The sequence below is a fragment of the Yinghuangia sp. YIM S09857 genome (assembly GCF_051388915.1).
In the GTDB taxonomy this organism is placed as follows: Bacteria; Actinomycetota; Actinomycetes; order Streptomycetales; family Streptomycetaceae; genus Yinghuangia.
In genome coordinates this window covers 53,747-78,130 of record NZ_JBPKBH010000012.1, presented here as the reverse complement: position 1 = coordinate 78,130, position 24,384 = coordinate 53,747, and the positions used below count along the sequence as shown (strand labels likewise).

Genomic DNA, 24,384 nt, shown 5'->3' with positions numbered 1-24,384 from the left:
GACGGCGACCACCGAGAAGCCGACCAGTCGGAAAGCCTGCGTCAGCAGGTCGCGGATGTTGGGCTCGTCGTCGACGACGAGGATGTTCGCGGTCACCAGGCATGCATAGCCGGTCAACCTCAAAAGAACCTGAGTGGCCGTGCCACGACCGCCCGCGGACCGCTCGCAGGGGCATCTGCCCTGGCCGAACCGCCGCCCGTGCCCGTGGCCCCGTCACCCCGCGCCCGTCCGTGGCCCCGTGGCCAAGTGACCCCGCCCGCTCAGGCGTGGTACGGATACTCCGCCACCAGCGCCGCGACGCGTTCCCGCAGATCGCGCTCCCGGTGCTCGTCGTACCCGGGCAGCAGGGCCTCGGCGACGATGTCCGCGACGGAGACGAACGACGCGGCGACGAACCCGCGCGCCGCGAGCGCCTGCGTCCCGATGCGCAGCCCCGAGGTGACCGACGCGGGCCGCGGGTCGAACGGCACCGCGCCGCGGTCGACGGTGACGCCGACCCGGCGTAGGCGCTCCTCGGCGTCTCGGCCGTGCAGCGGCACGCCGCCGTCCGCGGCCCCGTACGCGCGTAGGTCCAGCAGCACAAGATGCACGTCCGTTCCGCCGGTGAGGACGCGGACCCCGGCCCGGAACACGTCGGTGCGGGCCAGGCGCTCGGCGATGATGCGGGCGCCGTCCACGGCCCGTCGCTGCCGCACCGCGAAGGGCACGCCCGCGGCGAGCCTGAACGTCACCGCCTTCCCGGCGACGGCCTGGTGGAACCCCCCGCCCTGCGTGCCGGGGAACACCGCCGCGTCCACGCGCGCGGCCAGTTCGGCGCGGCTGAGGAGCAGCCCGCCGCGGGTGCCGCCGAGCGTTCGGTGCGTGGTCGCGGTGACGACGTCGGCGTGCGGCACCGGCGACGGGTGCACGCGCGCCGCGACGAGCCCGGCGAACTGCGTCATGTCGACCAGGAGCCGCGCGCCCACCGCGTCGGCGATCGTGCGGAACGCCGCGAAGTCCAGGTGCCGGGTGTACGCGGACCAGCCCGCGACGACCACCTTCGGCCGGTGGGTCTTGGCCAGGTCGGCGACCTCGTCCATGTCCACCCAGTGCGTCCGGGCGTCCACGTGGTAGGGGACCGCGTTGTACGGTCGTCCGGAGAAGTCGGCGGGCGTGCCCTGGGTGAGGTGTCCGCCGTGCGCCGGGTCCAGGCCGAGGACGGTGTCCCCGGGGTCCAGCAGCGCGGCCAGCGCGGCGGCGTTGGCCTGACCGCCGGAGTGCGGCCGGACGTTGGCGTGTTCGGCGCCGAACAGGTCGCGTGCCCGGCGTACCGCGATGGCCTCGATCTCGCCGGCGATCTCACCGCCGCCGCCGAACCGCTCGCCGGGGTGGCCCGCGCCGTGGTTGTCGGCGAGCGCCGAGCCCTGGGCCGCCAGGACCGAGACGGGTGCGGGGTTCGCCGACGTGACCATGTCCAGGGTTCCGCGCTGCCGCGCCAACTCCCGGGCCAGCAAGGCGTCCATCTGCGGATCGGCGACGGACAGGGGAAGGGTCAGGAGGTCGGTCACGGACATCGGCCTCCGATCGTGCCGTTGCGGCTCGTTGCCTTGCTGCTGTCGTGCACCTCTCACTCCCGGTGTCGTGCGCCGCCGACGCCGTGTCCGGCATGGTGCGGCCGCGGGGGAAGCCGGGGGCGGGCGGAACTGCCTACCGCTCCGACCGCCCCCGGCAGGGTCAGGTCAGGGTCAGGGTCAAGGTGGCCGTGTAGACGCCGGGGGCGGCGTCCGCGGGGACGACGAGGTCGAGGGCTCCGCCGCAGGTGAACGTGCCCGCCGACCCGCCCGCCGGGGCGGCGCACAGGGTCCGGGTGGTGGCCAGGCCGTCGCCCGGGAGGACGGGTGCGCCGGGGTTCACCGCCGGTGCGCCGGTTTGCGCGAGCGAGCCGGGGGCGACCGCGGCAGTCGGCTGCCAGCCGAGGCCGGTGCCCGGGATGGTGCCGCCTGGGGCGCCGGTGAAGTCGCTGACGTGGCCGGTCAGCGTCCATCCCGCCGAGGTGCCGCGCAGGTCGGAGACGGTCGCGGTGTTGAGCGCGCCGTTCGCGGTCAACTGGGTGCCGTCGACGGCCAGTTCGGCGTTGCCCAGGCGGATCGGGTCCCCCGACACCGAGAGGGTCAGCGGCCCGCCGGACACGTCCACGACGACCTGCTGGTCCTGCGGGCCGCCCGGCTCCCCGGGGCCACCGGGCTCACCCGGGCCGCCGGAGCCGGTGAACGAGACGCGCGTGTAGGTGTCGTACGTCCGGTCGGGGGATCCGTGCGCCGCGAACGTGAAGAGGCCGCAGGCGGTGGTGCGGCAGTCGACCGCGGCTGTGTCGGCGCCGTACGCGGCCGGAAGGGCCAGCTCCGCGGTGAACGTGCCGTCCGGCCGCAGTTCGGCCTGGCGCGGTCCGGACACCGGTGCGGGCCTGACCCACACCGTGGCCCCGAACGACCCTGCGTTCAACCAGGGTTCGTCCTGCTCCGGGCCGAACGCCAGGTAGACGCCCACGCCCCGGTTGGCCGCGGGGTCGAACCCGGACCCGGTGACGGTGACCGTCTCGCCGTCCCCCAGACCGCTCGTCCTGGACACCCGGACCGTCGGCGCGGCGGGTTCGGAGACGGCCAGCGCGGCCGCCGAACTCCTCGTCACACCAGCGGTGTTGGTGAACACCGCGCGGTAGCGCCGCCGGTCGTCCGCCGCGGTCGCGGTGACGGCGAGCGTGCCGGTCCGCGCGCCCGGAACGGCCTGCCACGTGGCGCCCTCGTCGGCGCTGGTCTCCCAGGAGACCGCGGGGGCGGGCGTCCCCGAGCCGGACGCCTCGAAAGTCACCGTCTCGCCGACCCGGGCCGAGCGGTCCGAGGGCGCGCCGACGACCGCCGGGGACACGCCGCGCGTGAACGTGCGGACGGTCGCCTGCGCGGGATCGGCGAGGAACACCGTCGTCCCGTCGGCCGACACCGCGAGCGAGGCGCCGCCGCTCTGCCGGTGCGCACCCGGGATCGCGGTGAGCGGCGCGGCCGCGGTGAGCGACGCGGTGTCGTACGTGTTCAGCGAGCCCACGCCGTCGCTGCCCGGCGTGCCGTCGTGGCCGATGTCCTGCCAGGCCACGAAGGCGGTGCGGTGCGCGGCGTCGAAGGCGATCGCGGTCGGGACGTCGGCGGAGGAGGTGAAGGACGCCGCCTTCGCACCGGTCGTCGTGCGGTACACCTCGACGGCGGACTCCCGTCCGACCCACAGCAGTTCGTTGGCCGGGTCGGCCTGGACGAAGGTGACGTTCCCGGTGTCCGCGGCGAGGGCGATGCCGTCGCCGACGGCCAGCGTGCCGGTGTCGACGGTGCGCACCCATTGGGCCGTGGAGTCGGCGACCCAGAGCGTGTGCGCGGCCGCGTCGAGCGTGGTCGGTCCCGCCCCGGGGAGCGGGACCGAGCGCCGTACGGTGAGGGCTGTCGCGCCCACCTCGACCTCTTCGAGCGTGGTGCCGCGGACCACGAACACGGTGTCGGCCGCGGTGCCCGGCTCGACCTGGAGGATGGTGGCGCCGGTCAGCCAGCCGCCCGCGGCCTCCGCGTCGCCGTGCTTGGCGGTGGCCACGCCGCGCAGGCCCACGAGGTAGACGACGCCGTCGCCCGCGAGCGGTCCGGCGAACCGCTTGGCGGCCTGCTGCCGCGCGGTGCCGGTGGAGCCGGGGGAGTTCGGGATCCAGCCGGTGGCCTCGCCGGTCGCCGGGTCGAGGGTGTACAGGCCGCTCTCGTTGACGTCACCGGTGTCCACGAGGTTGTCCGAACCCACGTACAGGCGCCCGGAGTCGGGGTGCAGCAGCAGGTCGAGGGGCTTGCCGACGGCGGTGTTCCGGCCCGTCTGGACGTACACGACCGTGCCCGGGGGAGTCTCGGTGCCGGGCTGCCCGCCGCCGTCGTCGGCGAAGGTGACGGGGATGCGAACGTCCTGCGACCGGTCGCCGGCCGCGCGGTGGTCGACACGCGTGACGATCGAGCAGGCGACGACCGCGCAGTCCAGGCCGTCGCCTGCGGACTTCAGGTCGAGGTCGACGGCGAACGTGCCGCCGGGGCCGAACGCGGTGGCGAGCGTCCCGGCGTTCGGGTCGTCCGGCGGGACGATCCACGCGGACGCCGCCGCCTCGCCGCTCATGTCGGCACCGCCCAGGCAGGGACTGGGAATTCGGCCCGGGCCCAGGTCCTGGCAGAGCGCGACGTAGATGCCCTTCGCCTGGTCGTAGCCCGCGCCGGTGACGTGCACCGAGGCACCCGCGGGGTCGAGGCCGGCGGACTGCGACACGCTCAGCGTCTGGCCCGCGGGGCCGGTGCCGGTGACCGGCCCGGTGTCCGCGCGGGCGGCAGGGGCGGCACCGGCCACGGCGAGGGTGGCGAGGACGCCGAACGCGGCGGTCGTTCTGGGCAGGCTTCCGGACCGCGGCCGGAGCGGGCTCCGGCGCTGCGGGATGTTGCCGGGGATGTGCATGGGGACGTGTCCTCCGGGGCGTGCGGTGCCCGCCGCGAAGGCCGCGCGAGAACGCGCCGCCGCCGGGCCGGGCCGGTTCTGTGACGTGTTGTCAGGTCGTGGGAGTCGCGGGGGTGTTGCGGCGGCGGAACGCGGCGAGCACGGCCGCGGTCCCGGCGGTCACCAGGGCGGTGGCGCCGAACGCGAGGGCGATGGTGCGCTCGGTGCCGCCGGTCTTCGGGAGCGCCTCGGCCGCGTCGGCGCCCGACGCGCCGCCAGCCGCGCCGCCGTCCGTGTCCGTACCTCCGGCGGCGGACCCGCCCGAGGCCGAACCGCCGTCGGTGGTCTGGCCGGTGGCCGCGGTGGCCGAGGAGCCCGAGGAAGCCGAGCCATTGGCGGACGTACTGGACCCGTTCGTGGTGGTGGAGGACGTCGAGCCGTTTGCGGCGGAGGAGTTGCCGGTTGTCGTGCCGCCCGTCGTGCCGCCCGTCGACGTATCGCCGGTCGAGGAGCCTGGACCGGCGGACCAGGTCACCGGCACGACTGCGTCGTCCGCCCGGTCGCCGCTGCTGGTGTGGTCGGCGCGCACCTGGACGACGCACGAGACCTTCGTGCAGTCGACGAACTCGTCCTTGGCCTTGAGGGTGAGCCGGTATTCGAAGGCTCCGGCCCCCTTGTTGAAGGGCTTGGCGAGGCCCGCGCCGTACGGCGGCACCTTGTCGCCGATCCAGAGCGAGGAGCCGGACGCGCCCTCCATGTCGACGCCGCCGACACACGGGGTCGCGAGCTTGCCGGGGCCCTGGGACTGGCAGAGCGAGACGTATATGCCGTTGTGGCCGCCCGCCCGCACGCGGCCGAAACCGGCGCCGGTGACCGTGACCGTCTCGCCCGCGGGGTTGAGCGCCTGCGTCTTCGAGACGGTGAGCCGCCCGCCGCTCTTCGAGGTCGCGCTTTCCGCCGCGGCCGCGGGCGGGGCAACGGCCGCCGCGACGGCGAGGGTCGCCGCGCCGAGGGCTGTGGCCGTGGCGGGAGTGCGGCTTCGGCCGCGGGCCGGGGTGTGGGGCATGGCTCGCCTTTCCAGGTGTCCGATCAGCGCTGGTGTGTCCCGGTCTCCGGCGTCTTCGCGGCGTGCGCCTCGGCGTTCGACGAGGTCCGTGCGAACACGGCGGCGCGGCAAAGGTTTTCCGGCGGGCGGTGGCCGATCTTCCCGTAGAAGTTAGGTTAGGCTAACCTAACGCTCTCTTCGGGCGCCAGGGTCCGTGGACGGGAATCTCCGGTCGGGTCGGCGGAAAGGTCGCCCGGCGCAGGCGGGTTCCCGGCACGGCCCCGGTCCCGCGAACCACGTCCTAGGGAGCGACCCACCATGTCCGGACCCCGCCGCGAACGCGCTGTGCGCGCCGCCGACCCGCGCCCCGCCGTACCGCGCCGCAGGGCCCTGCGTGGCGCCAAAGCCGCAGGTCGGAGCGTTGCGGCGGCGGCCGTTGTGTGCGCGGCCGCCGTCGGCCCGGCGGGTGCCGCGGAGTCCCCGGCACCCGAGCCCAAGCCCGCGGACGCCAGCGCCCGGGAGGTCGCGGGGCCGACCGGGCAACGGCTCTGGGTGTCGCGTACGGCAGGAGTGGGGGCGGGCGAGACGCTGGTGGTGCGGGGCAGCGGCTACGACGTCAACAAAGGGATATACATCGCTTTTTGCGTTGATACCGGTCCTGGGCAATTGCCGACGCCGTGCGGAGGAGGGGCCGACACGGGCGGTGCGACCGGGGCGTCCCAGTGGATCTCGTCCGAGCCGCCGTCCTACGGGACGGAGCTGGCCAAGCCGTACGGTCCCGGTGGCACGTTCGAGGTGCGTATCGGTGTGGCCTCGAGCATCGGGGTGGAAGGGGCCGAGGGCGGCGTCCAGGACTGCGCGAAGGTGACCTGCGCGGTGCTCACCCGCGCCGACCACACGCGCACCGGCGACCGATCGGCGGATGTACGCGTGCCCATCGCCTTCGCCGCGGGCGGCACGGACGACGACTCGGGAATCGGCGCACCCGTGCTCTGGGGCGCCGGTGCGGGCGCCGCCGCCCTTCTGGCCGGCGGGCTGCTGCTGATGCGAAGGCGCGGCGGGGGAAGGGTGGCTGACGCGGGGTCAGGTGCGGCCGGGGAGGCTCAGGCACCAGCGGCGCCGCCTGCTCCTTCCGGCCCGGCCGCGGCCGAGGCGGGGAGCTGAACCATGGCCTGGCCCCCAACTCCCCTCGCTGACACCCGTGTTGCGCCGAACAACAGCCGAGCGAGCAAGCGGACGGTACGCACGGTCCTCGCGTCTTGCGTGCTCGCGGTGGCCGTGCTCGTGAGCGGCTGCGCGGCCGACGCGTCCGAGGGAACCCAGCGCGCCGCACGGAGCGTTCCGATGGCCGACCAGCGCCTCGACATCCTCCCCGGTGCGCCCGAACCGCGGCTTCCGACCGTCCTCACCGACGCCTCGGGCACCCGGGTCGAAATCGCCGACACCACCCGCATCGTGCCGCTCAACGGCGCGATTGCCGAGATCGTCTTCACCCTGGGCCTCGGACCGCGTGTGGTGGCCCGCGACGTCTCCGCCACCTTCCCCGAGGCCGTCGCCCTGCCGGTGGTCACCAATGCGCACGACGTGGCGCCCGAACAGGTCCTGGCCCAGCACCCGACGGTGATCCTCGCCGACACCGAGACCGGGCCGCCGGAGGCCGTCGAGCAGTTGCGCAGCTCCGGTGTGCCGGTGGTCCTGTTCGAGCCGGTCTGGACGCTGGGCGGCGTCGAAGGACGCATCACCGAGGTCGCCGACGCACTGGGCGTACCCGATCGCGGGGCCGCCCTGGTCGAGCGCACGCACCGCGACATCGAGGCCGCGCGAGCCCTCGTCCCGGCCGGGACCAAGGCGCCGCGTATCGCCTTCCTGTACGTGCGGGGCGGGCACGGCGTGCAGCTCATCGGCGGCGAAGGGGCAGGCTCGGACGACATCATCGAGACCGTCGGCGGCGTCGACGTCGGCACCGCGCTCGGACTGCGCAAGTACACGCCGATCACCTCGGAGGCGCTGATCGGCGGGCAGCCCGACGTGTTCCTGCTGATGACGCACGGCCTGGAATCGATCGGCGGCATGCCGGGACTGCGCAAGATGCCGGGCCTCGCCCAGACGCCCGCGGGGCGCGAGAGCCGGGTCATCACGGTCGAGGACGGCGTGGTGCTGAACTTCGGTCCGCGTACCGCCGCCGTCATCCGTGCGCTCGTCGAACTCCTCTACACCGGGCCGGACGCCTTGTGGGCGGACGGGGGAGCACCGCCCGCGGCCGCACCGCCGGTGCGCGGACCGGCGAAGTCGACCGGGGGAGGCGGGATATGACGACCCGTCTGGACAAGATCGAGGACGAGTTCGACTGCGGGGACCTGGGCGACCTGGATGTCCCGGACGACCGGGAGGACCGGGACGACCCTGACGACTGGGACGACCGGGACGACCCGCAAGGCCCGGGCGACGACGGCCCCTCGGCCGCCTCCCACGACGCATCACCCGGCCCCCTCGGCGGTGAAGGCGTGGGCCTGCGCGGCCCGTTGCTGCTCCTCCTCCTCGGCGCGGGCGTCGTGGCGATGGCCGTCGTCGCGGCCGGGATCGGGGCGTACGCGATCCCGGTCGGGGACGTGTTCGACTCCGTCCTGCACCGCTGCGGCCTCGGCGGCCACCGGCTCGACCGGACCGCCGAGGCGGTGCTGTGGGAGGTGCGGTTCCCGCGCATCGTGCTCACGGTCCTGATCGGCGCCTCGCTGGCCTGCGCCGGGGCGCTCATGCAAGGGGTGTTCGGCAACCCGCTGGCCGAACCAGGAGTCGTCGGGGTGTCGGCCGGGGCGACGGTCGGGGCGGTGCTGGTGATCTTCACCGGAGCCACCACGCTCGGCTCCTGGACACAGCCGGCCTTCGCGTTCGTGTTCGGACTCGGGACCACCGTGCTCGTGTACGTCTTCTCCCGTTCGGGCGGGCGCACCGAAGTGGTGACGCTCATCCTGACCGGCGTCGCGCTCACCGCCGTCACGTTCGCCGCGATCGGCGTCCTGACCTCCTACTCCACCAACGACCAGATCCAGGACATCGCCTTCTGGCAACTGGGCAGCGTCAACGGTGCCACGTGGGAGAAGGTCTCGGCGATCGCACCGTGCGCGGCCGTCGGCCTGATCGCGGCCCCGATGTACGCCCGGCGCCTGGACCTGCTCTCCCTCGGCGAGAAGCCCGCCCGGCACCTCGGCGTCGACGTCGAGCGCCTGCGCATCGCGGTGATCCTGCTGGTCGCCCTGCTGACCTCGGCGGCGGTCGCGTTCTCCGGGGTCATCGGCTTCGTCGGCCTGGTCGTGCCGCACGCGGTCCGCATGGTCACGGGCCCGAGTCACAAACTGGTGCTGCCGGGCAGCATGCTCGGCGGCGCCCTTGTCCTGCTGGTCGGCGATCTGGCCTCGCGCACGCTCGTCGAGCCGCGCGAACTCCCCATCGGGGCCTTGACTTCGCTCGTGGGCGGCCCGGTGTTCTTCGTCCTGCTGCGCCGGGCGCGGCTCCGCGCGGGAGGCTGGGCATGAGGCTCTTCCGCTCGACCGCGCGAGGCGACCATGCCGCGACCACGCGTCCGCCGTCCATATCAGGAACGGTGATTGCCGAGGTACGCAAGCTCCGCGTCGACCTGGGCGGGCGCACGGTGCTGCACGACGTGGACCTCCAGGTGCGCACCGGCGAGGTGTTGGCGCTCGTCGGCCCCAACGGCGCGGGCAAGTCGACGCTGCTGGGTGCGATCGCCGGTGACGTGGTGGCAGGTTCGGGGGACGTGCTCCTCGACGGCGCACCGCTCGCCTCCTGGCCCCCGCTCCAACTGGCCCGCCGCCGCGCGGTGTTGACGCAGTCGTACGACCTCTCCTTCCCGTTCACCGTGCGCGCGGTCGTGGCGATGGGACGCGCGCCCTGGGCCCGCACCCCGGCCGAGGCGGACGACGACGCGGTGGTCGACGCGATGCTCCGGCGCACCGAGACGGCGAAGTTCGCGCGGCGCGGCTTCGGTTCGCTGTCGGGCGGCGAGCGGGCCCGGGTCGCGCTGGCGCGCGTGCTCGCACAGCAGGCTCCGCTGGTGATGCTGGACGAGCCGACCGCCGCACTCGACATCCGGCATCAGGAGGCCGTCCTGCACACCGCGGCGGAACGGGCCCGCGCGGGGGACGCGGTGGTCGTGGTGCTGCACGACCTGGCCCTCGCCGCGGCGTACGCGGACCGCGTGGCGGTCCTCCACGGCGGACGCGTCGCGGCGTGCGGACCGCCCGCGGAGGTGCTCACCGGCGAACTGCTGAGCCGCGTCTACCGGCACCGGATCGAGGTGATCCGGCACCCGCGCACCGGCGCCATGCTCATAACTCCGGTGCGTAAAAGGGGTGTTCGTCGGGGAATTCGTGCAGATTCGGGGCCCGGGGATCTTCCTCTGGAGATCGCAACAAGTTAGGTTAGCCTTACCTAAGTCTGACGAGGGTGCGCGGGTGGCGGGGTGCCGCCCGCCACCCGCGGGCGTCGTCGACGAGGCGTCACATTCCTTTCCAGCTCCGGCGGTTCACCCCGCCGGAAGCCGAAACCCCGGGAGTCTTCACCGACATGAGTACTGATCAGCCCTCGGCCGTCCGGCGCCGCCATCGGGCGTGGGCCGTCGCGGCCGCGGGCCTGGCGGCAGCCCTCGTCCTGCCCACCGCACCCGCCCACGCCGACCCCGGCACGCAGCCCGGTCCGGCCGGCCAGACCCTCACGGTCTCCGACACGAGCCTCGTCGCGGACGGCCAGACCGTGACCGTCTCCGGCACCGGCTTCACCCGCACCAGGCCCACCGGCTACGACGGCATCTACGTCGGCCTCTGCGTCTACCAGGGCCCCGGCCAGGTCGCCTCGCCGTGCGTCGGCGGCGTCGACATGAGTGGGGGATCCGGCAGCTCGCTGTGGATCGGCGACCACGTCCCGGCCTACGGCGTGGGCCTCGCCAAGCCCTTCAACAGGGGCGCGGGCGCCTTCGAGTACGAGTTGACCCTGAAGGCCAAGGACGAGTTCACCGACTGCACCGCCGCGGGTGTGCAGTGCGTGGTCTCCACCCGGGCCGACCACACATCCTCGGCGGACCGGCTGGACGACGTCCAGATCCCGGTCACCTTCGTCGACGGCGAGGACCCGGGCCCCGGCGGACCCGGCGAACCGGGTGAGCCGGGCGAGGGCGGCAGCGCCGACCAGCAGGTCGTCGTCGCCGTCAACGGCGGACCACTGACCCTGTCCGTGCCGGGCGACGTCGTCCGGCTGTCGGACGCCACGCTCTCCGGCTCGGCGAGCAACCTCGCCTCCACCGGGTCGCTCAACACCGCCACCGTCTCCGACCTGCGCGGCAGCGGTGCGGGCTGGACGCTCACCGGCCAGGCCACCGACTTCGGCGGCGACCCGCTGGGCACCATCCCGGCGGCGAACCTCGGATGGCGGCCCACCGCGGCCGTGTCCCCGGACAGCAGCACCACGACCGCGCCGGTCGTCACACCGGGGCCCGAGGTCGCCCCGGGCAGCGGCCTCGGCACCGCCAAGACCCTGTGCTCCTCCGCGGCGGGCGCCTCCTCGGGCGTGTTCACCTGCGGCGGCGCCCTCGACCTCGGCGTCCCCGCGGACACCCCCGCGGGCACGTACACCTCGACCCTGACCCTGACCCTCGCCTGACCCTCGCCCGACCTGATCCGAACCCGGGTTCGACTGCCCAACCCTCGCACCGGTCGAACCCGGGTTCACCCCCGAAGGCGGGGTGTCCCGGGCTGAACACACCACAGTGCGGGGGCCGTTCGCCTACTCCGCACACGCATTCACGGGAGCACCATGTCCGACCGCGTTCCGGCACCGCCGTGGCGCCGCGCCGCCGCCGCTGCCCTTGCCGCGGGCGCGCTGCTCCTGCCCGCCGCGGGTACGACGCACGCCGCGTCGTCCCCGCCGCCTCCTCCGGTTCCGCCCAGCGCGCCGCCCGCGGCCGGCGGTGCGCCGCCGGGCGCCGCCGACAACTCGTTCCGCTGGGCCGTGCAGCCCGTCGGACAGCCCGGGGTGCCGGGCGGCCGGACGTATTTGGTGCACGACCTCGTCCCCGGCCAGAAGCTCGACGACGGCGTGCGCATCACGAACTACTCGGACCGGCCTATGACGTTCAATGTCTACGGCACCGACGCCTTCACCACGAACGACGGCTCGTTCAGCCTGCTGCCCGCCGACCGCGGACCCTCCGGCGCGGGCACCTGGATCACCCCGGCGCAGACCGGCGTCACCGTCGCACCCGGTGAGGGCGTGGACGTGCCGGTCACCGTCACCGTCCCTGCCGACGCCGAGCCCGGCGACCACGCGGCCGGGATCATCGCGTCGGTGGCCACCGTCCAGGCCGACGCCTCGGGACGCCTCGTGCAGGTCGACCGCCGGATCGCGGCGCGGGCGTACTTCCGCGTCGCCGGACCGCTGCGGCCCGCGTTGCAGATCCAGGACGTGCAACTCTCGTACGACACACCGGGCAACCCCTTTCCCGGCTCGCGCGCGACCGTCACCTATCGCGTGCGCAACACCGGCAACACCCGTGTGTCGGCGGCCTCCGACGTCAAGGTCGAGGGCCCCTTCGGCTGGACGCTCGGCGGTCCGCGCGGGGAGACGGTCGCCGAAGTGCTCCCGGGCGCCGAGGTCACCCGCACCGTGCACTTCGACGGGGTGTTCCCCGCCGGGCAGTTGACCGCCTCGGTCACGGTGCGGACGGGCCAGGCCCCGCAGAGCGCGCCTGTTGCGCCGGTCGCCACGACCCGCACCGCGACCGCATGGGCCGTGCCCTGGATGCCGATCGCGGTGTTCGCGGCGGCGGTGCTGCCGGTGGCCGTCGTCCTGCGGCTGCGGCGGCGCGGCGCACCGGCGGGGGTCGGCACCGGCGGCTCCTCCGACCGAGACCACGCCGCCGGGCCCGGGGCGGCCGTGGCGTCCGGGACCTCCGTTCCTTCGGCGGGGTCGGGAGCGCCCGTCGAAGCCGTAACTTCGGACCACGGGCCCACCTCGGACACCACAGGCGCCGGATCCGCCGACCGGGCCGGTTGACGGACGGCCCCGATGATCACCACGGAGTCCACCGCCGCGTCCACCACCGTGGCCGCCACCGCATCCACCGCCGTCTCCGGACCGCCGCGCCGGCTGATCGCCGCACTCCTCGCAACAGCCGTCGTGTGTGCGGCCGCTGCGGTGCTGTGCTGGAACAGCGATCGGACGGCATCGCCCCCGACCGCGGTGTCCGTCGTCCCCGAACCGCCAACACCCAATGCCGAGCTGGCAGTTGGGCGCATCGTGCTCGACCGCGACACAGCCCCTGTCGGAACGCGCCTGACCGTACGGCTCACCGACTGGCCGTCCGGTGCGATCACCGTGCGGCTGTGTGGGAACGCGGCCGCGCGCGGATCGGCCGACTGCGCCAACACCACCGCCGTGTCGAGCCACGTCCGCGGCGCCGCACCCGCCGCCGTCGTGCTCGTGGTCGCCGCGCCGCCGGTCGCGTGCCCGTGCGTGGTCCAGGCGTCGGACACCGCGACGGCGGCACGTGCGGCGCAGCCCTTCACGCCGACCGGACTGCCCGACCTGCCGCAGGCACCGGCCTCCGAGCCCGCCACCGCAGCAGCGGTCGAGATCGCCGACGCCCGGCTCGTCGACGAACGCCCGTGGCACGAACGCTGGTCCGCGTGGTTCGGGGGTTCCGCCCACCGAACGCTCGTGCTCACGTTGCGCAACCCCGGGACCGTCCCGGCCGCCGCCCCGCCGCTGTCCCTCGTGGTCGGCCGCGGGGATCCGCCCACGACGCTGCTCGCCGCGCCCGACGTCGGCACGCTCGCCCCGGGCGAGCAGCGGACGTTCCACATCGGCGTCACGCTCGGCGCACCCGCGTACGGGACGTATCACGTGCGGGGCCAGTTGGGCGACTCCGCCGCGAGCACAGGGGTGCCGGCGACGAGCTTCGCACTCCGCGCCTCCACCACCCCGTGGGGCCTCGCCGCGGTCGCCGGGCTCGTGCTCGCCTGGCTGCTGCGGCCGCTGTTCCGGCGCGGCCGAAAACCCTTCCGCGACACGCCGTAGCGCGTGCGAGGATGCGGCCCGTCCGATCAACGGAGAGGCGCCGCCATGGCCACCGCGACGAACGCAGACGCCCCGACGGCGCTCGTGTACCCCGAACTCCTGGAGCGCGGGCACCCGTTCCGCCAGTGGAAGACCTGGCGTATTCCGGGGACCGAACTCACGCTCACCGGCTACTCGCGCGCCAACGACAAGACCTTCTTCCACATCCCCGAGCTGCGGTGCAGCCTTGACGCGGGGCTGTGCGAAGGGCGGCAGGTCGACACGGTGTTCCTGACCCACACCCACCACGACCACGCCAAGGACCTGGACTTCCTCGCCGCCAAGGACGGGGGAGCGGACATCCACCTGCCCGCCGACGCGGTGCCGTACGTGGAGGCGTACCTGCGGGCCAGTGCCGAACTCAACCACGGAGCCGCCTTCGACCCGGAGTTGGCCGGCCACCGGCTGCACGGGGTGCGCCAGGACGACGAGTTCACGTTCGGCCGCGCCGGGCACCACGTGCGTGTGGTCGAGTGCGAGCACAAAGTGCCGTGCGTCGGCTACGCGTTCTCGGAGCACCGCAAGGTGCTGCGCCCCGAGTTCGAGGAGCTGCGGCGTGCGCTGGTCGCGGATGGGCGCGGTGCGGAGTTCGGCCGGACGATGGCCGAGCGACGCAAGCAGGGCGTCGAGGTGGACGAACTCGTCCGCCGCCCGCTGTTCGCGTTCCTCGGCGACACCCACGTCTCGGTGTTCGGGCGCAATCCGTGGCTGTTCGACTATCCGGTGGTCATCACCGAGTGCACGTTCCTGGACGACGCCGAACTGGACCGTGCGGAGCGCATCGGCCACACGGTCTGGAGCAGCCTGCGGCCGGTCGTCGAGGCGCACCCGCAGACTCTGTTCGTGCTCACGCACTTCAGCCTGCGGCACTCCGACCGCGAGGTACTGGCCTTCTTCCAAAGGCAGTTCGAGGACCCGGCGTACGGCATGCCCGGCAACGTCGTGCTGTGGGCGCATCCGGACAGCAGTCTGCCGGAGCAGCACCAGCACCAGCGCCGGGACGTGTGACGCTCAGGGCGCGAGGTCCGCGGCGACCTCGCGCAGCACCGCGAGCAGCAGGTCCACATCCGGGGCGGTGGTACGCCAGTTCACCAGAGCGCAGCGCAGCACCCGCATGCCGCGGTAGGTGGCGGTCCCCGCGTACACCCGCCCGTCCCGCAGCAGCGCCTCGCCCAACCGGGCGTTCAGGTCGTCCAGCCGGTCGTCCGGCACCCCGGGCGGGCGGTGGCGGAAGCAGACCATGGACATCCGCACCGGAGCCAGGAGTTCGAAGTCGTCCGACGCGTCGATGAGCCGGCCCAGGTGCTCGGCGACGTCGAGGTGGCGTTCGACCATCTCCCGGTAGCCGTCGCGGCCGTACGCGCGCAGCGTCGCCCAGATCGGGAACGCCCTCGCCCGGCGCGACGATTCGGGACCGAGCGTGTTGAAATCGACGCGCCCGCCCGGGGCCTCGGGAAGGTATGACGCACCCCACGCGCCGAACGCCCGCACCTGGAGCGCGGGATCGCGGATGAACGAAAACCCGCTCTCGTAGGGCACGTTCAGCCACTTGTGCCCGTCCGCCGTGATCGAGTCGGCACGCTCCACGCCCGCGGCGGCCGAAGCGGTGCGCGGGGACAGCGCCGCGAACAGCCCGAACGCGCCGTCCACGTGCAGCCACGCGTTGTGGCGTGCGGCGAGGTCGGCCATGGCGTCCAGCGGATCGGAGTCGCCCGAGTGCACCTCACCGAGGTTGCCCACCAGCACCGCCGGGGCGCCGTCCAGGGCCGCGAGGGCCGATTCGAGCGCCGGGAGGTCGAGGCGCCCGGTGTCGTCGCGGGCGAACGTGCGCAGGGTGTCGCGCCCGCAGCCGAGGATCTGCAACGCCTTGCGCGTACTCGGATGGACCAGGCCGCTGCTGAACACGGGCATGACCGGCAGCCCCGCGAGGCCCCGGGACGCGACGTCGACGCCGTGCCGTTCCGCCCACCACGTCCGGGCGCAGGCAAGTCCCGTGACGTGGGCGAGGGTTGCGCTCGGCGTCAACACCCCGCCGTAGGAGTCGGGGATGCCGAACAGGTCCTTGAGCCACGCCAGGACCACCGACTCGACCCGCGCCGCCAATGGGGACGAGACGTGCAGCCCCGCCGCCTGGTCGAGCAGCGAGGTGACCCAGTCCCCGGCCATCGCGGCGGGCGTCGTGCCGCCGACCACGAGGTGGAAGAAGCGGGGGCCCGAGGTACGCGTCGAGGCCGCGGTGCCGACCCGCAGCAGGCGCTCGACGGCCGCGAGGGTGCCGTCTCCCTGCTCCGGCAGCGGCCCGGCGAGTTCGTCGATCAGGGCATCGGACGACCGGTCGTGCACGGGCAGTTCGGGCAGGCCGTCGAGATAGGGGCCGGCCGCGCGGAAGACGCGCTCCAGCGCGGCGGCGGCATCGTCGCGGTCCTTGATCGGATCGGCCATGAGGGCAGTAAAGCAGCCCGGCCCGGCTTTCTGTACCGCCGCGCGGGCCTTCCGGAGTCCGGCCCGGGACCCGGCACCCGGGTTGCGGACGGAGCGTCCGGGGGAGGAATCCGCCTGTCAGGAAGGCGACTTCTCCGTTCGGGAGGACGCGTGACCCGAGGACCGAACCTGATTCCCGCGCCGCGCCGCCTGGAGTTGACCGGCGGTTCCGGGCCGCTCGCGGGCGCCCCGGACTGCCGGGTCGATCCGGCGCTCGGGCCGGAGGCGTACCGGCTCACGGTGTCGGCTGACGAGGTGCGGATCGTCGGCGGCGACGAGGCCGGGGTGTTCTGGGGGCGTCAGACGCTGCGGCAGCTCGGCGGGACCGACGGGTTCCGGCGGGCGCCGGTGCGCCGCGAACCGCCGGAAGTGCCGTACCTGGTCGTCGAGGACGCCCCGCGCTTCGCCTGGCGCGGCCTGATGCTCGACGTGGCAAGGCACTTCCTCGCCAAGGACGACGTGCTGCGGTACGTGGATCTGCTCGCCGCGCACAAACTCAACGTCCTGCACCTGCACCTGACCGACGATCAGGGCTGGCGGGTGCAGATCGAGCGGTACCCGCTGCTGACCGAGGTGGGCGCGTGGCGGCCGCGCACGCGGCTCGGCTGGGGGCGCGAACCGGAGGTCTGGGACGAGCGCCCGCACGGCGGCTTCTACACGCAGGACGACCTGCGCGAGATCGTCGCGTACGCGGCCGGGCGGCACGTGCGGATCGTCCCGGAGATCGACCTGCCTGGCCACTCGCAGGCGGCCGTCGCGGCGTACCCCGAACTGGGCAACGTCGATGTCGTGGACACCCGGACCCTCGGGGTGAAGACCGACTGGGGCATCAGCCCGCACGTGTTGGCCCCCACCGACGCCGTACTGGCCTTCTTCGAAGGCGTGTTCACCGAACTCCTGGACGTCTTCCCGGACCGCTTCGTGCACATCGGCGGCGACGAGTGCGGCAAGGACCAGTGGCGTCGTACGCCCCTCGCCCAGGGCCGGATCCGCGAACTGGGGCTCGGCGGCGAGGACGAGCTTCAGGCCTGGGTCATCGGGCACTTCGCGCGCTGGCTCGCGGCGCGCGGGCGACGGCTCATCGGCTGGGACGAGATCCTCCAGGGCGGCCTGGCGCCCGGCGCGGCCGTGATGTGCTGGCGCTGGTACACCGGCGGCGTCGCGGCCGCGAAGGCCGGCCACGACGTCGTGATGTGCCCGCAGCAGGAGGTCTACCTCGACCACGTCCAGTCTGCGGACCCCGGCGAGCCCGTGCCGTTCGGGTGGGTGCACACGCTGGAGGACGTCTACCGCTTCGAGCCGGTGCCGCCGGCGCTGACCGGCATCCCGCACGCGGTGCACGTGATCGGGACGCAGGCCAACCTGTGGAGCGAGGTCACCGAGAACCGGGCCCGCGTGGACTACCAGGTGTTCCCGCGCCTCGCCGCCCTCGCGGAAGTGGCGTGGTCCGTGCTGCCGCCCCCGGCCGAGCGGGACTTCGCCGACTTCGCGCGGAGGATGGACGGGGCGCACTACGCCCGGCTGGACGCGCTTGGCGTCGCGTACCGGCCGCCGTCCGGTCCGCACCCCTGGCAGCGGCGCCCCGGGATCCCGGGACGGATGCACGACAAGCCACGGCGGACGTGGGACATGGCCTGAACCGTCTCACGGCCGACGCGCAGGCCGGGTGATCGAAGCGACCGTGGCGAACGGGGTCGGAAGCCGACCGATCGGTACCCGGGCGGCGCCGGGCGGGAACCGTCCGGCGGCAACCGGCGAGCAGTCGGCGATCGATGGGCCGGCTTCGCCTCAGCGACGCGACGTGCCCCGCTTCGGCGGCTCGATGCGCACCGGCTTCTCGACCGGTGCCTGCTCAAGGTCGTCGAGCTGCGCGGTGACGGTGGCGCGCAGGTCGTCGTAGTCCTCGAACCGGTGGTCGTGGAACAGGGTGTGGCCGGTCCACATGAGGTTCGCGCACACACGCGCCGGGACCCGCCCGGTCTGGGCGCCCATGCCGACCAAGGCCACCGAGCGGATGCTGCCCGGCTGCACGGCGTTCTGCCGGTGGACCGCCTGGAACGCGGCGGCGCAGGCGAGCGCCACGTTCAGGGTCTCGCTGACGTTCTGCGACGAAGTCACCATCGTCGGCGTGGAGATCAGGAACTTCGGGTTGACCGCCCCGGACGGCACGCACACCGCGCTGCCGACGGGGAGCGTACCGGCGAACCCGTCGCGGATCGCCCGCTGCACGCGCAACTGGATGCCCGCGCCGAGGTGGCGCTTGACGACCGCGTCGACGCCGCCGTCCATCCGGCCCTTCGCGTTGGTGGGGCTGACCCAGGCGTCGACGTGCTCGTCCAGTATCGAGCCGTTGCGGATCTCGATGCCGGGAGTGTCGGCGAACGCGGCCCGCCAGGCCTCCACGACCGCCGGGTTGATGTCGGTCAGCACCACCCTGAGCGGTGTTTCCACGCGATTGGCCGTCATTATCCACTCCCGTCGAAAGGGGTTTCCGAACCACTGCGCACGACATTATCGCGGCGCACCGACAGGCCGTCGGCGGGTGCCGCGCCGGTGCGTCCGGGGTCGATTGCCGGTGTCCTACCCCGCTGCTAGCCTGCGGCCAGGCCATCCAGAGACAGACATTATCCGCCGCATCGGCCGGCCACCGGCCCGCGGTCGGAAAGCGCGGCCGCTATGGGTTTTTTGTCCGCGTGACCGGGATTATCCCGCAGTGGTCCGCTGTCTCGCCGGCCGTCCCTGCCGAACACGGTCGACAATTCGGAGTACCCCGCGATGAGCGACGAGAACGCCCCCGCCACGCCCGACGAGAACGACCCGCTGGCCCTCGCCGAACTGTTCAAGGGCGGCGGCGAACCGTGGCTGCCGCTGCTGAAGCCGGTCGTCGAGGCGCAGCGGGACGCGGCCGCGTACATCGGTCCCGGGCGCAGCCCCGAGGTCGTTCCGGTGCGCGAATTGACCTTCCAGGCGCTCAAGCCGAATCCGCCGCACAAGTGGAAGGTGGTGGTATTCGGGCAGAATCCGTACCCGCGCCCGGAGAGCGCCACCGGAATCGCGATGTTCGACAATGCCTTCCACAATTGGAAGGACAGCCAGTTCGGCCGCGTCGTCAGTATCCGCTGCATCATCAAGGCGGCGGCGATGTGGAAGTACGGAATTCCCAAGAAGACCCCGATAGCCGACATCCGCGCACTCCTCGCAAAAGAGGAGACGGTCCAGCCGCCGGAATGGTTCCAGTCGATGCTGACGCAGGGCGTCCTGCTGCTGAACGCCGCGCTCACCGCGGACGGCAACGCGGCCCGCGGCGCCGACCGGCACACCGCTTTCTGGCGCCCGGTGGTTGAACGCATCGTCGAGGAGATCCTGAAGTCCAAGGAGGACGCCGACGAGGAGGACCGCGGCGTCGTCTTCGCCTGGTGGGGGGCGCACGCCCGCAACCTGAAGAAGATCGTCCTCGAACTCCAGAAGAAGTACCCCGGCGTCGAGGTGCGGCACATCGACCACGCCAACCCGGCGGCGCAGGGAGACATCTTCTGCGACGGCGACCACTTCGCCATGGTCAACGACGCCCTTGCGGAGGTCGGCGCGGAGCCCGTCGACTGGCTCCCCCGCCTCGGCTGGAACGCGGCCTCGGGGGAGCCGGGCGACGGCGGTGACGACACGGCCCGGCGCATGGGCGCGTTCATCGCCTCGACCATGGAACTGCACCAGCTCTACCTGGAACGCCTCGCCGGAGTAAAGGACGAGGGCCTTGTCCTTCCGGCGATCACCGGTGTGTTCGACACCCCGCCCATGGACTTCCGCGACGCGGTGACGCCGGTCGCCGAGCTGCTGCCGGGCCTCGACCGGCACGTCGAGCGGTCCCACGAGTTCGGCGAGAAGCGGGTGGGGGCGGCAGTCGACGGCGGCCTGTCGGTCGACGCCATCGCGGCCCTGTACCTCTATACCTGCGAGTCGGCGTTCTACCGCGAGATCAACGCGATCCTGCGCTCGCCCGACCGCGCCCGGGTCGTGCCGTACCTCCCTTATCTGCGGCTGCTGTTCGATGCGGTCGCGGCGCTCCCGACCCGCACCGAGCCGCTGTGGCGCGGCGTGTCGCTGGACCTGCGCGCGCAGTACCCGCTCGGACGCACCGTCACGTGGTGGGGCGTGTCGTCCTGTACGTCGAAGCTCGGCGTGGCCCGGGCGTTCCTCGGCAGCCGCGGCAAGCGCACGCTGTTCGAGGTGCAGCCCGCCCGCGCGGTCGGCATCCGCAGCTTCTCGGCGTTCACCGACGAGGAGGAGTACATCCTGCTGCCCGGAACGCAGTTGAAGGTCACCGAGGTGCAGACCGAGCGCGGCGGCCTGTGCACGGTGAAGCTCGCCGAGACCGAGGACGCTCCGCTCGTGTCCTGAGCCGCCGGAGCCGGGCTCGGCGGTGTGTCGTGTGCCACCCGCCCGGGGCCGCTTGCTGGACGCCGCCCCCGCCGAGGTGGTAGATCCATTCGGGATGGACAAGAGAGGCGAGGGCACATGACGACACTGAGCCAGGGGACCGAATCCACCGCGGAGGTCGGGACCGCCGAGACGGGCCACGCGGTCGAGCGGGCTACTTACACGCGTGCCGAGCCCGTCGAAAGCACGATCAGGCCCGCGGCGTTCGTGACGCTGACCGTGCTGATCCTGGTGCTGGCCGTGGTGTCGTTCTTCGCGATCTACGCGGGCGGCAATTTCGAGGGCGGCGAGCCGGGGCTGACGGCTCCGATCAACGGCTGAGACAACGGCTGAATCCAAGGCTGAACCCAGGGTTGAACCCAAGGCTGAATCCGAGTCTGACACGCTCGGTCCGCGGCGGCCGCGGTGCCCGGCACACTCTGCCGGACACCGCGGCCGCCGTGCTGTGCGGCGTCGCCGCGCGGTCAGACCGTGTGGAGGCGGGCCCGGAGAAAGGCGAGGATTTCGTCGCGGGCCCGCACGGTCGGATGACCCTCCTCGTCGACGAGGTGCGCGGTCACCACGCTGTGCGGGGTGACGCCTGTCTCGGCGAAGAACGACGGCGGCGACGGGTTGGCGCATTCGCCCGGCAGCACACGGCCGTCGAACCGGTCACCGAGCAGTTGGGCGTACGCGGCGAAACGCTGCCCGGTGCACCACTTGTCGTTGTCGAAGCGGTAGCCGAGCGCGGTGATGCCGTCCTGCTCGAACCGCTGCCGGATGGCGTCGGCGTCCTCAGGGGACAGCTCAAGTGCGGCCGGGTCGTCGAAGGGCAGTGACGGTTGGCCGAGCACGGGGGCGACGACGGCCGGTTCCAGGGTCATCGTCAGGGCGAAGTTGCCGGTGAAGCACATGCCGACCGCGCCGACGCCCCGGCCGCCGCACTCCTCGTGGGCGGTGCGGGCCAGGGCTCGCAGCCAGGTGACGACCGGGCTGGTGCCGCTCCCGGCGAGCACCCGGAACTCCCGGCTCACGCACGCCCGCCGGAGCACCGCGTTGCCGTGCTCGGTGGTCGGGTAGGCGCCGTCGACGCCGAAGAGCGAGGGCAGGTAGACGGTGAAGCCCGCGTCGCGCACCCATGCGGCGAAGCGCACGACGTCCGGGCTGATGCCGGGTATCTCGGGCATCACGACCACCGCGGGACCGGTGCCGGCGACGTAGACGGTTTTCTCTTCGAGTCGGGTCGCGCCCTCGGGGGCCCGGCCGTCGGAGTCCGCGTCGTCCGGCGGGGCGGCGTCGGGCAGGGCGAACGTGCGGCGCGTGAAGGCGTCCAACACGTGCTCGTATCCCGGTTTCCGGGCCTCACGTCGTGCTGCGTCGGCGTCCACCAGGGCACTCCCAGGTATGCGATCGATCGGTCGTCAATGTTGACGGTACACGTCCGATCGGTCGCATACAATGAGGCCGTGACGAACGACCCTGCCCCCGCACCCGGTTCGGACGGCCGCCGAGCCCGCGGCGATCGGACCCGCCGCGATGTCGCCCGCGAAGCCGCGATGACCGCGACCGTCCACGGTCTGGACACCATCACCGTCGGCACGCTCGCGACCCGCACCGGGCACAGCAAGAGCGGAATCCTGACGGTCTTCGCCAACCGCGAGGCGATCCAGCTCGCCGCCGTGGCCGAGGCCCGGAAGCTGTACGTGCGGCACGTGATCGATCCGAGCCTGGACGCCCCCTCGGGCACGCCCCGGCTCCGCGCGCTGCTCGACAACTGGGTCGCCTACCTGCGTGCCGGGGTCTTTCCCGGCGGGTGCTTCATCACCACGACCTCGGTGGAGTACGGGCACCGCGAGGGGCCGGTGGCCGACGCCGTGCGCGCACTCGCCGGCGACTGGCTGCGGCTGCTGGAAGCCGAGCTGACGAATGCGGTCAGCGCGGACCCCGCCGAGGACGCCTTCCGCATCGACGCATACCTGCGCGCCGCCACCACGAGGTACCAGTTGTTCGGCGACCCGGGAGAGCTGGAGCGAGCCCACCGCCTGGCGCTGGGTGTGGTGACGGCGGTCTGAGCACCGGAGAAATGGACGGTTCGGGTTGGCGCGGTTCAGGTTCGCGCGGTTCCGGTTCACGCAGTACGGGTTGGCGCGGTTCGGGTTCGCTTCCGGTTCACGCAGTACGGGTTCGCGCGATGCAGGTTCACGCAGTACGGGTTCGCGCGATGCAGGTTCGCGCAGTACGGGTTGGCGCGGTTCGGATTCGCGCAGTACGGTCCGCCGTCCGCCGTCCGCCGTCCGCCGTCCGCCGTCCGCCGTCCGCCGTCCGCCGTCCGCCGTCCGCCGTCCGCCGTCCGCCGTCCGCCGTCCGCCGTCCGCCGTCCGCCGTCCGCCGTCCGCCGTCCGCCGTCCGCCGTCCGCCGTCCGCCGTCCGCCGTCCGCCGTCCGCCGTCCGCCGTCCGCCGTCCGCCGTCCGCCGTCCGCCGTCCGCCGTCCGCCGTCCGCCGTCCGCCGTCCGCCGTCCGCCGTCCGCCGTCCGCCGTCCGCCGTCCGCCGTCCGCCGTCCGCCGTCCGCCGTCCGCCGTCCGCCGTCCGCCGTCCGCCGTCCGCCGTCCGCCGTCCGCCGTCCGCCGTCCGCCGTCCGCCGTCCGCCGTCCGCCGTCCGCCGTCCGCCGTCCGCCGTCCGCCGTCCGCCGTCCGCCGTCCGCCGTCCGCCGTCCGCCGTCCGCCGTCCGCCGTCCGCCGTCCGCCGTCCGCCGTCCGCCGTCCGCCGTCCGCCGTCCGCCGTCCGCCGTCCGCCGTCCGCCGTCCGCCGTCCGCCGTCCGCCGTCCGCCGTCCGCCGTCCGCCGTCCGCCGTCCGCCGTCCGCCGTCCGCCGTCCGCCGTCCGCCGTCCGCCGTCCGCCGTCCGCCGTCCGCCGTCCGCCGTCCGCCGTCCGCCGTCCGCCGTCCGCCGTCCGCCGTCCGCCGTCCGCCGTCCGCCGTCCGCCGTCCGCCGTCCGCCGTCCGCCGTCCGCCGTCCGCCGTCCGCCGTCCGCCGTCCGCCGTCCGCCGTCCGCCGTCCGCCGTCCGCCGTCCGCCGTCCGCCGTCCGCCGTCCGCCGTCCGCCGTCCGCCGTCCGCCGTCCGCCGTCCGCCGTCCGCCGTCCGCCGTCCGCCGTCCGCCGTCCGCCGTCCGCCCGGAGCCCCCCTGCTGCCGGGCGGCTGGAGGAGTCCGTTGTAGGTCGACGACTACCGCTTCTCCCAGTCGATCTCCGTCGTCTTGAGATACGCCAGGCCCCGCTGCTCCCACAGTTCGGCGTGGCGGGCCAGGCGGGCGCTGTAGTCCGACCACTCCGCGGGGCCGCCGGACCATGCGGTCTCGGCGACGGCGGGGAGGCGGGGGAGCAGCAGCGTGGTCAGGTCGTCGAAGCAGGTGATCGACTCGGCCCACAGCGCGGCCTCGATACCCGCGACCTGCGCCTCGGGGACGCCGTGGTCCGCCGGGTTCCAGTCGGCCATGGTCCGGACGCCGCGCGCCTCGTACACCGGCATGCCCAGCCGGGCGACCGTCTCCGCCTGCTCCGCCGCCGTCAGCGCCGGGTCGTGCGGCCGGTCGAGGTAGACGTGCGACTGCGGCGACAGCACAACGCGCCCGCCGCCCGCGACGATGCGGTCCAGGTCGTCCGCGGTCGGCGCGAAGAACGCCGTGACGGCGGCGTGCAGTTCCGGTCCCAGCGGGGAGGTCTCGGCGCCGGGCGGGAACATCATCTCCGGGGTGATCCAGAACTGCCCGATGTCCTCGGCGGCGATCCCGGCGCGGGAGCTCTCCTGCCAGCCGACCGGCTGCTTGCCGTGCGCGCGCACGG

The 24,384-nt window shown here is 73.7% G+C and carries 19 protein-coding genes; 12 read left to right on the top strand and 7 right to left on the bottom strand.

All coding sequences use genetic code 11. From position 1 onward, the window contains the following. Positions 1–260 precede the first annotated feature (260 nt). The 3 genes from glyA to ACRX5S_RS24620 form a co-directional block, all read right to left on the bottom strand. Positions 261–1,553, bottom strand: a complete 1,293-nt coding sequence (glyA, locus tag ACRX5S_RS24630; protein WP_436775256.1) for a serine hydroxymethyltransferase — start codon at positions 1,551–1,553, stop codon at positions 261–263. A gap of 160 nt (positions 1,554–1,713) precedes the next feature. Then, a complete protein-coding gene (locus ACRX5S_RS24625) occupies positions 1,714–4,497 on the bottom strand; it encodes a WxL domain-containing protein (protein ID WP_436775255.1) in 2,784 nt (927 codons plus the stop codon). A gap of 91 nt (positions 4,498–4,588) precedes the next feature. Next, the gene (locus tag ACRX5S_RS24620; protein WP_436775254.1) at positions 4,589–5,542 is read right to left on the bottom strand and encodes an LPXTG cell wall anchor domain-containing protein; all 954 of its coding nucleotides are present in this window, start codon (positions 5,540–5,542) and stop codon (positions 4,589–4,591) included. A 297-nt stretch (positions 5,543–5,839) separates the two neighbouring features. Between ACRX5S_RS24620 and ACRX5S_RS24615 the strand changes: the two genes are divergently transcribed. The 8 genes from ACRX5S_RS24615 (at position 5,840) to ACRX5S_RS24580 (ending at position 14,656) form a co-directional block, all read left to right on the top strand. Next, positions 5,840–6,685, top strand: coding sequence for a hypothetical protein (locus tag ACRX5S_RS24615; protein ID WP_436775253.1), 846 nt, complete (start codon positions 5,840–5,842; stop codon positions 6,683–6,685). A gap of 180 nt (positions 6,686–6,865) precedes the next feature. Continuing rightward, complete coding sequence (locus tag ACRX5S_RS24610) at positions 6,866–7,834, top strand: heme/hemin ABC transporter substrate-binding protein (RefSeq protein ID WP_436775252.1); 969 nt, start codon at positions 6,866–6,868, stop codon at positions 7,832–7,834. Then, positions 7,831–9,054 carry a FecCD family ABC transporter permease gene (locus tag ACRX5S_RS24605; RefSeq protein WP_436775251.1) on the top strand — a complete coding sequence of 408 codons (1,224 nt, stop codon included), beginning with the start codon at positions 7,831–7,833 and terminating at the stop codon, positions 9,052–9,054. The genes ACRX5S_RS24610 and ACRX5S_RS24605 overlap by 4 nt, the downstream gene beginning before the upstream one ends. After that, positions 9,051–9,959 (top strand): heme ABC transporter ATP-binding protein, encoded by a 909-nt coding sequence (locus ACRX5S_RS24600; protein WP_436775250.1) that lies wholly within the window; start codon positions 9,051–9,053, stop codon positions 9,957–9,959. Before ACRX5S_RS24605 ends, ACRX5S_RS24600 begins: the two co-directional genes overlap by 4 nt. A 146-nt stretch (positions 9,960–10,105) precedes the next feature. Further along, entirely contained in the window at positions 10,106–11,194 is a 1,089-nt protein-coding gene (locus ACRX5S_RS24595) for a WxL domain-containing protein (protein WP_436775249.1), read from the top strand. 153 nt (positions 11,195–11,347) lie between these two features. Beyond that, the gene (locus ACRX5S_RS24590) at positions 11,348–12,586 is read left to right on the top strand and encodes a WxL protein peptidoglycan domain-containing protein (RefSeq protein WP_436775248.1); all 1,239 of its coding nucleotides are present in this window, start codon (positions 11,348–11,350) and stop codon (positions 12,584–12,586) included. A 12-nt stretch (positions 12,587–12,598) separates the two neighbouring features. Continuing rightward, a complete protein-coding gene (locus tag ACRX5S_RS24585; protein WP_436775247.1) occupies positions 12,599–13,609 on the top strand; it encodes a hypothetical protein in 1,011 nt (336 codons plus the stop codon). 45 nt (positions 13,610–13,654) lie between these two features. Further along, positions 13,655–14,656, top strand: coding sequence for an MBL fold metallo-hydrolase (locus ACRX5S_RS24580; protein ID WP_436775246.1), 1,002 nt, complete (start codon positions 13,655–13,657; stop codon positions 14,654–14,656). Positions 14,657–14,659: 3 nt separating this feature from the next. On the opposite strand, the gene ACRX5S_RS24575 is transcribed toward ACRX5S_RS24580, so the two are convergent. Beyond that, complete coding sequence (locus ACRX5S_RS24575; protein WP_436775245.1) at positions 14,660–16,090, bottom strand: pyridoxal phosphate-dependent decarboxylase family protein; 1,431 nt, start codon at positions 16,088–16,090, stop codon at positions 14,660–14,662. 108 nt (positions 16,091–16,198) lie between these two features. Between ACRX5S_RS24575 and ACRX5S_RS24570 the strand changes: the two genes are divergently transcribed. Further along, complete coding sequence (locus ACRX5S_RS24570) at positions 16,199–17,767, top strand: beta-N-acetylhexosaminidase (RefSeq protein ID WP_436775400.1); 1,569 nt, start codon at positions 16,199–16,201, stop codon at positions 17,765–17,767. A 150-nt stretch (positions 17,768–17,917) separates the two neighbouring features. On the opposite strand, the gene ACRX5S_RS24565 is transcribed toward ACRX5S_RS24570, so the two are convergent. Next, on the bottom strand, positions 17,918–18,595 hold the full coding sequence (locus tag ACRX5S_RS24565; protein WP_436775244.1) for a macro domain-containing protein: 678 nt from the start codon (positions 18,593–18,595) through the stop codon (positions 17,918–17,920). Between the two features lie 309 nt (positions 18,596–18,904). Between ACRX5S_RS24565 and ACRX5S_RS24560 the strand changes: the two genes are divergently transcribed. Both ACRX5S_RS24560 and ACRX5S_RS24555 read left to right on the top strand, forming a co-directional pair. Continuing rightward, a complete protein-coding gene (locus ACRX5S_RS24560) occupies positions 18,905–20,524 on the top strand; it encodes an ADP-ribosyltransferase domain-containing protein (protein ID WP_436775243.1) in 1,620 nt (539 codons plus the stop codon). A 117-nt stretch (positions 20,525–20,641) separates the two neighbouring features. Beyond that, positions 20,642–20,884, top strand: a complete 243-nt coding sequence (locus ACRX5S_RS24555; protein WP_436775242.1) for a hypothetical protein — start codon at positions 20,642–20,644, stop codon at positions 20,882–20,884. Positions 20,885–21,027: 143 nt separating this feature from the next. Here ACRX5S_RS24555 and ACRX5S_RS24550 read toward each other — a convergent pair whose 3' ends face one another. Further along, positions 21,028–21,930 (bottom strand): dienelactone hydrolase family protein, encoded by a 903-nt coding sequence (locus ACRX5S_RS24550; protein ID WP_436775241.1) that lies wholly within the window; start codon positions 21,928–21,930, stop codon positions 21,028–21,030. A 78-nt stretch (positions 21,931–22,008) separates the two neighbouring features. Between ACRX5S_RS24550 and ACRX5S_RS24545 the strand changes: the two genes are divergently transcribed. After that, positions 22,009–22,614 carry a TetR/AcrR family transcriptional regulator gene (locus ACRX5S_RS24545; protein WP_436775240.1) on the top strand — a complete coding sequence of 202 codons (606 nt, stop codon included), beginning with the start codon at positions 22,009–22,011 and terminating at the stop codon, positions 22,612–22,614. A gap of 1,153 nt (positions 22,615–23,767) precedes the next feature. On the opposite strand, the gene ACRX5S_RS24540 is transcribed toward ACRX5S_RS24545, so the two are convergent. Further along, positions 23,768–24,384, bottom strand: a 617-nt coding sequence (locus tag ACRX5S_RS24540) for a family 20 glycosylhydrolase (RefSeq protein ID WP_436775239.1), incomplete at its 5' end; no start/stop codon positions are given.

Excerpts from the sequence above, each read along its gene's own strand:
- ACRX5S_RS24580 (WP_436775246.1), top strand. The coding sequence starts at position 13,655 with ATGGCCACCGCGACGAACGCAGACGCCCCGACGGCGCTCGTGTACCCC.
- ACRX5S_RS24560 (WP_436775243.1), top strand. The coding sequence starts at position 18,905 with ATGAGCGACGAGAACGCCCCCGCCACGCCCGACGAGAACGACCCGCTG.
- ACRX5S_RS24595 (WP_436775249.1), top strand. The coding sequence starts at position 10,106 with ATGAGTACTGATCAGCCCTCGGCCGTCCGGCGCCGCCATCGGGCGTGG.
- ACRX5S_RS24575 (WP_436775245.1), bottom strand. The coding sequence starts at position 16,090 with ATGGCCGATCCGATCAAGGACCGCGACGATGCCGCCGCCGCGCTGGAG.
- ACRX5S_RS24625 (WP_436775255.1), bottom strand. The coding sequence starts at position 4,497 with ATGCACATCCCCGGCAACATCCCGCAGCGCCGGAGCCCGCTCCGGCCG.
- ACRX5S_RS24585 (WP_436775247.1), top strand. The coding sequence starts at position 12,599 with ATGATCACCACGGAGTCCACCGCCGCGTCCACCACCGTGGCCGCCACC.
- ACRX5S_RS24605 (WP_436775251.1), top strand. The coding sequence starts at position 7,831 with ATGACGACCCGTCTGGACAAGATCGAGGACGAGTTCGACTGCGGGGAC.
- ACRX5S_RS24610 (WP_436775252.1), top strand. The coding sequence starts at position 6,866 with ATGGCCGACCAGCGCCTCGACATCCTCCCCGGTGCGCCCGAACCGCGG.
- ACRX5S_RS24620 (WP_436775254.1), bottom strand. The coding sequence starts at position 5,542 with ATGCCCCACACCCCGGCCCGCGGCCGAAGCCGCACTCCCGCCACGGCC.
- ACRX5S_RS24600 (WP_436775250.1), top strand. The coding sequence starts at position 9,051 with ATGAGGCTCTTCCGCTCGACCGCGCGAGGCGACCATGCCGCGACCACG.
- glyA (WP_436775256.1), bottom strand. The coding sequence starts at position 1,553 with ATGTCCGTGACCGACCTCCTGACCCTTCCCCTGTCCGTCGCCGATCCG.
- ACRX5S_RS24615 (WP_436775253.1), top strand. The coding sequence starts at position 5,840 with ATGTCCGGACCCCGCCGCGAACGCGCTGTGCGCGCCGCCGACCCGCGC.
- ACRX5S_RS24555 (WP_436775242.1), top strand. The coding sequence starts at position 20,642 with ATGACGACACTGAGCCAGGGGACCGAATCCACCGCGGAGGTCGGGACC.
- ACRX5S_RS24590 (WP_436775248.1), top strand. The coding sequence starts at position 11,348 with ATGTCCGACCGCGTTCCGGCACCGCCGTGGCGCCGCGCCGCCGCCGCT.
- ACRX5S_RS24565 (WP_436775244.1), bottom strand. The coding sequence starts at position 18,595 with ATGACGGCCAATCGCGTGGAAACACCGCTCAGGGTGGTGCTGACCGAC.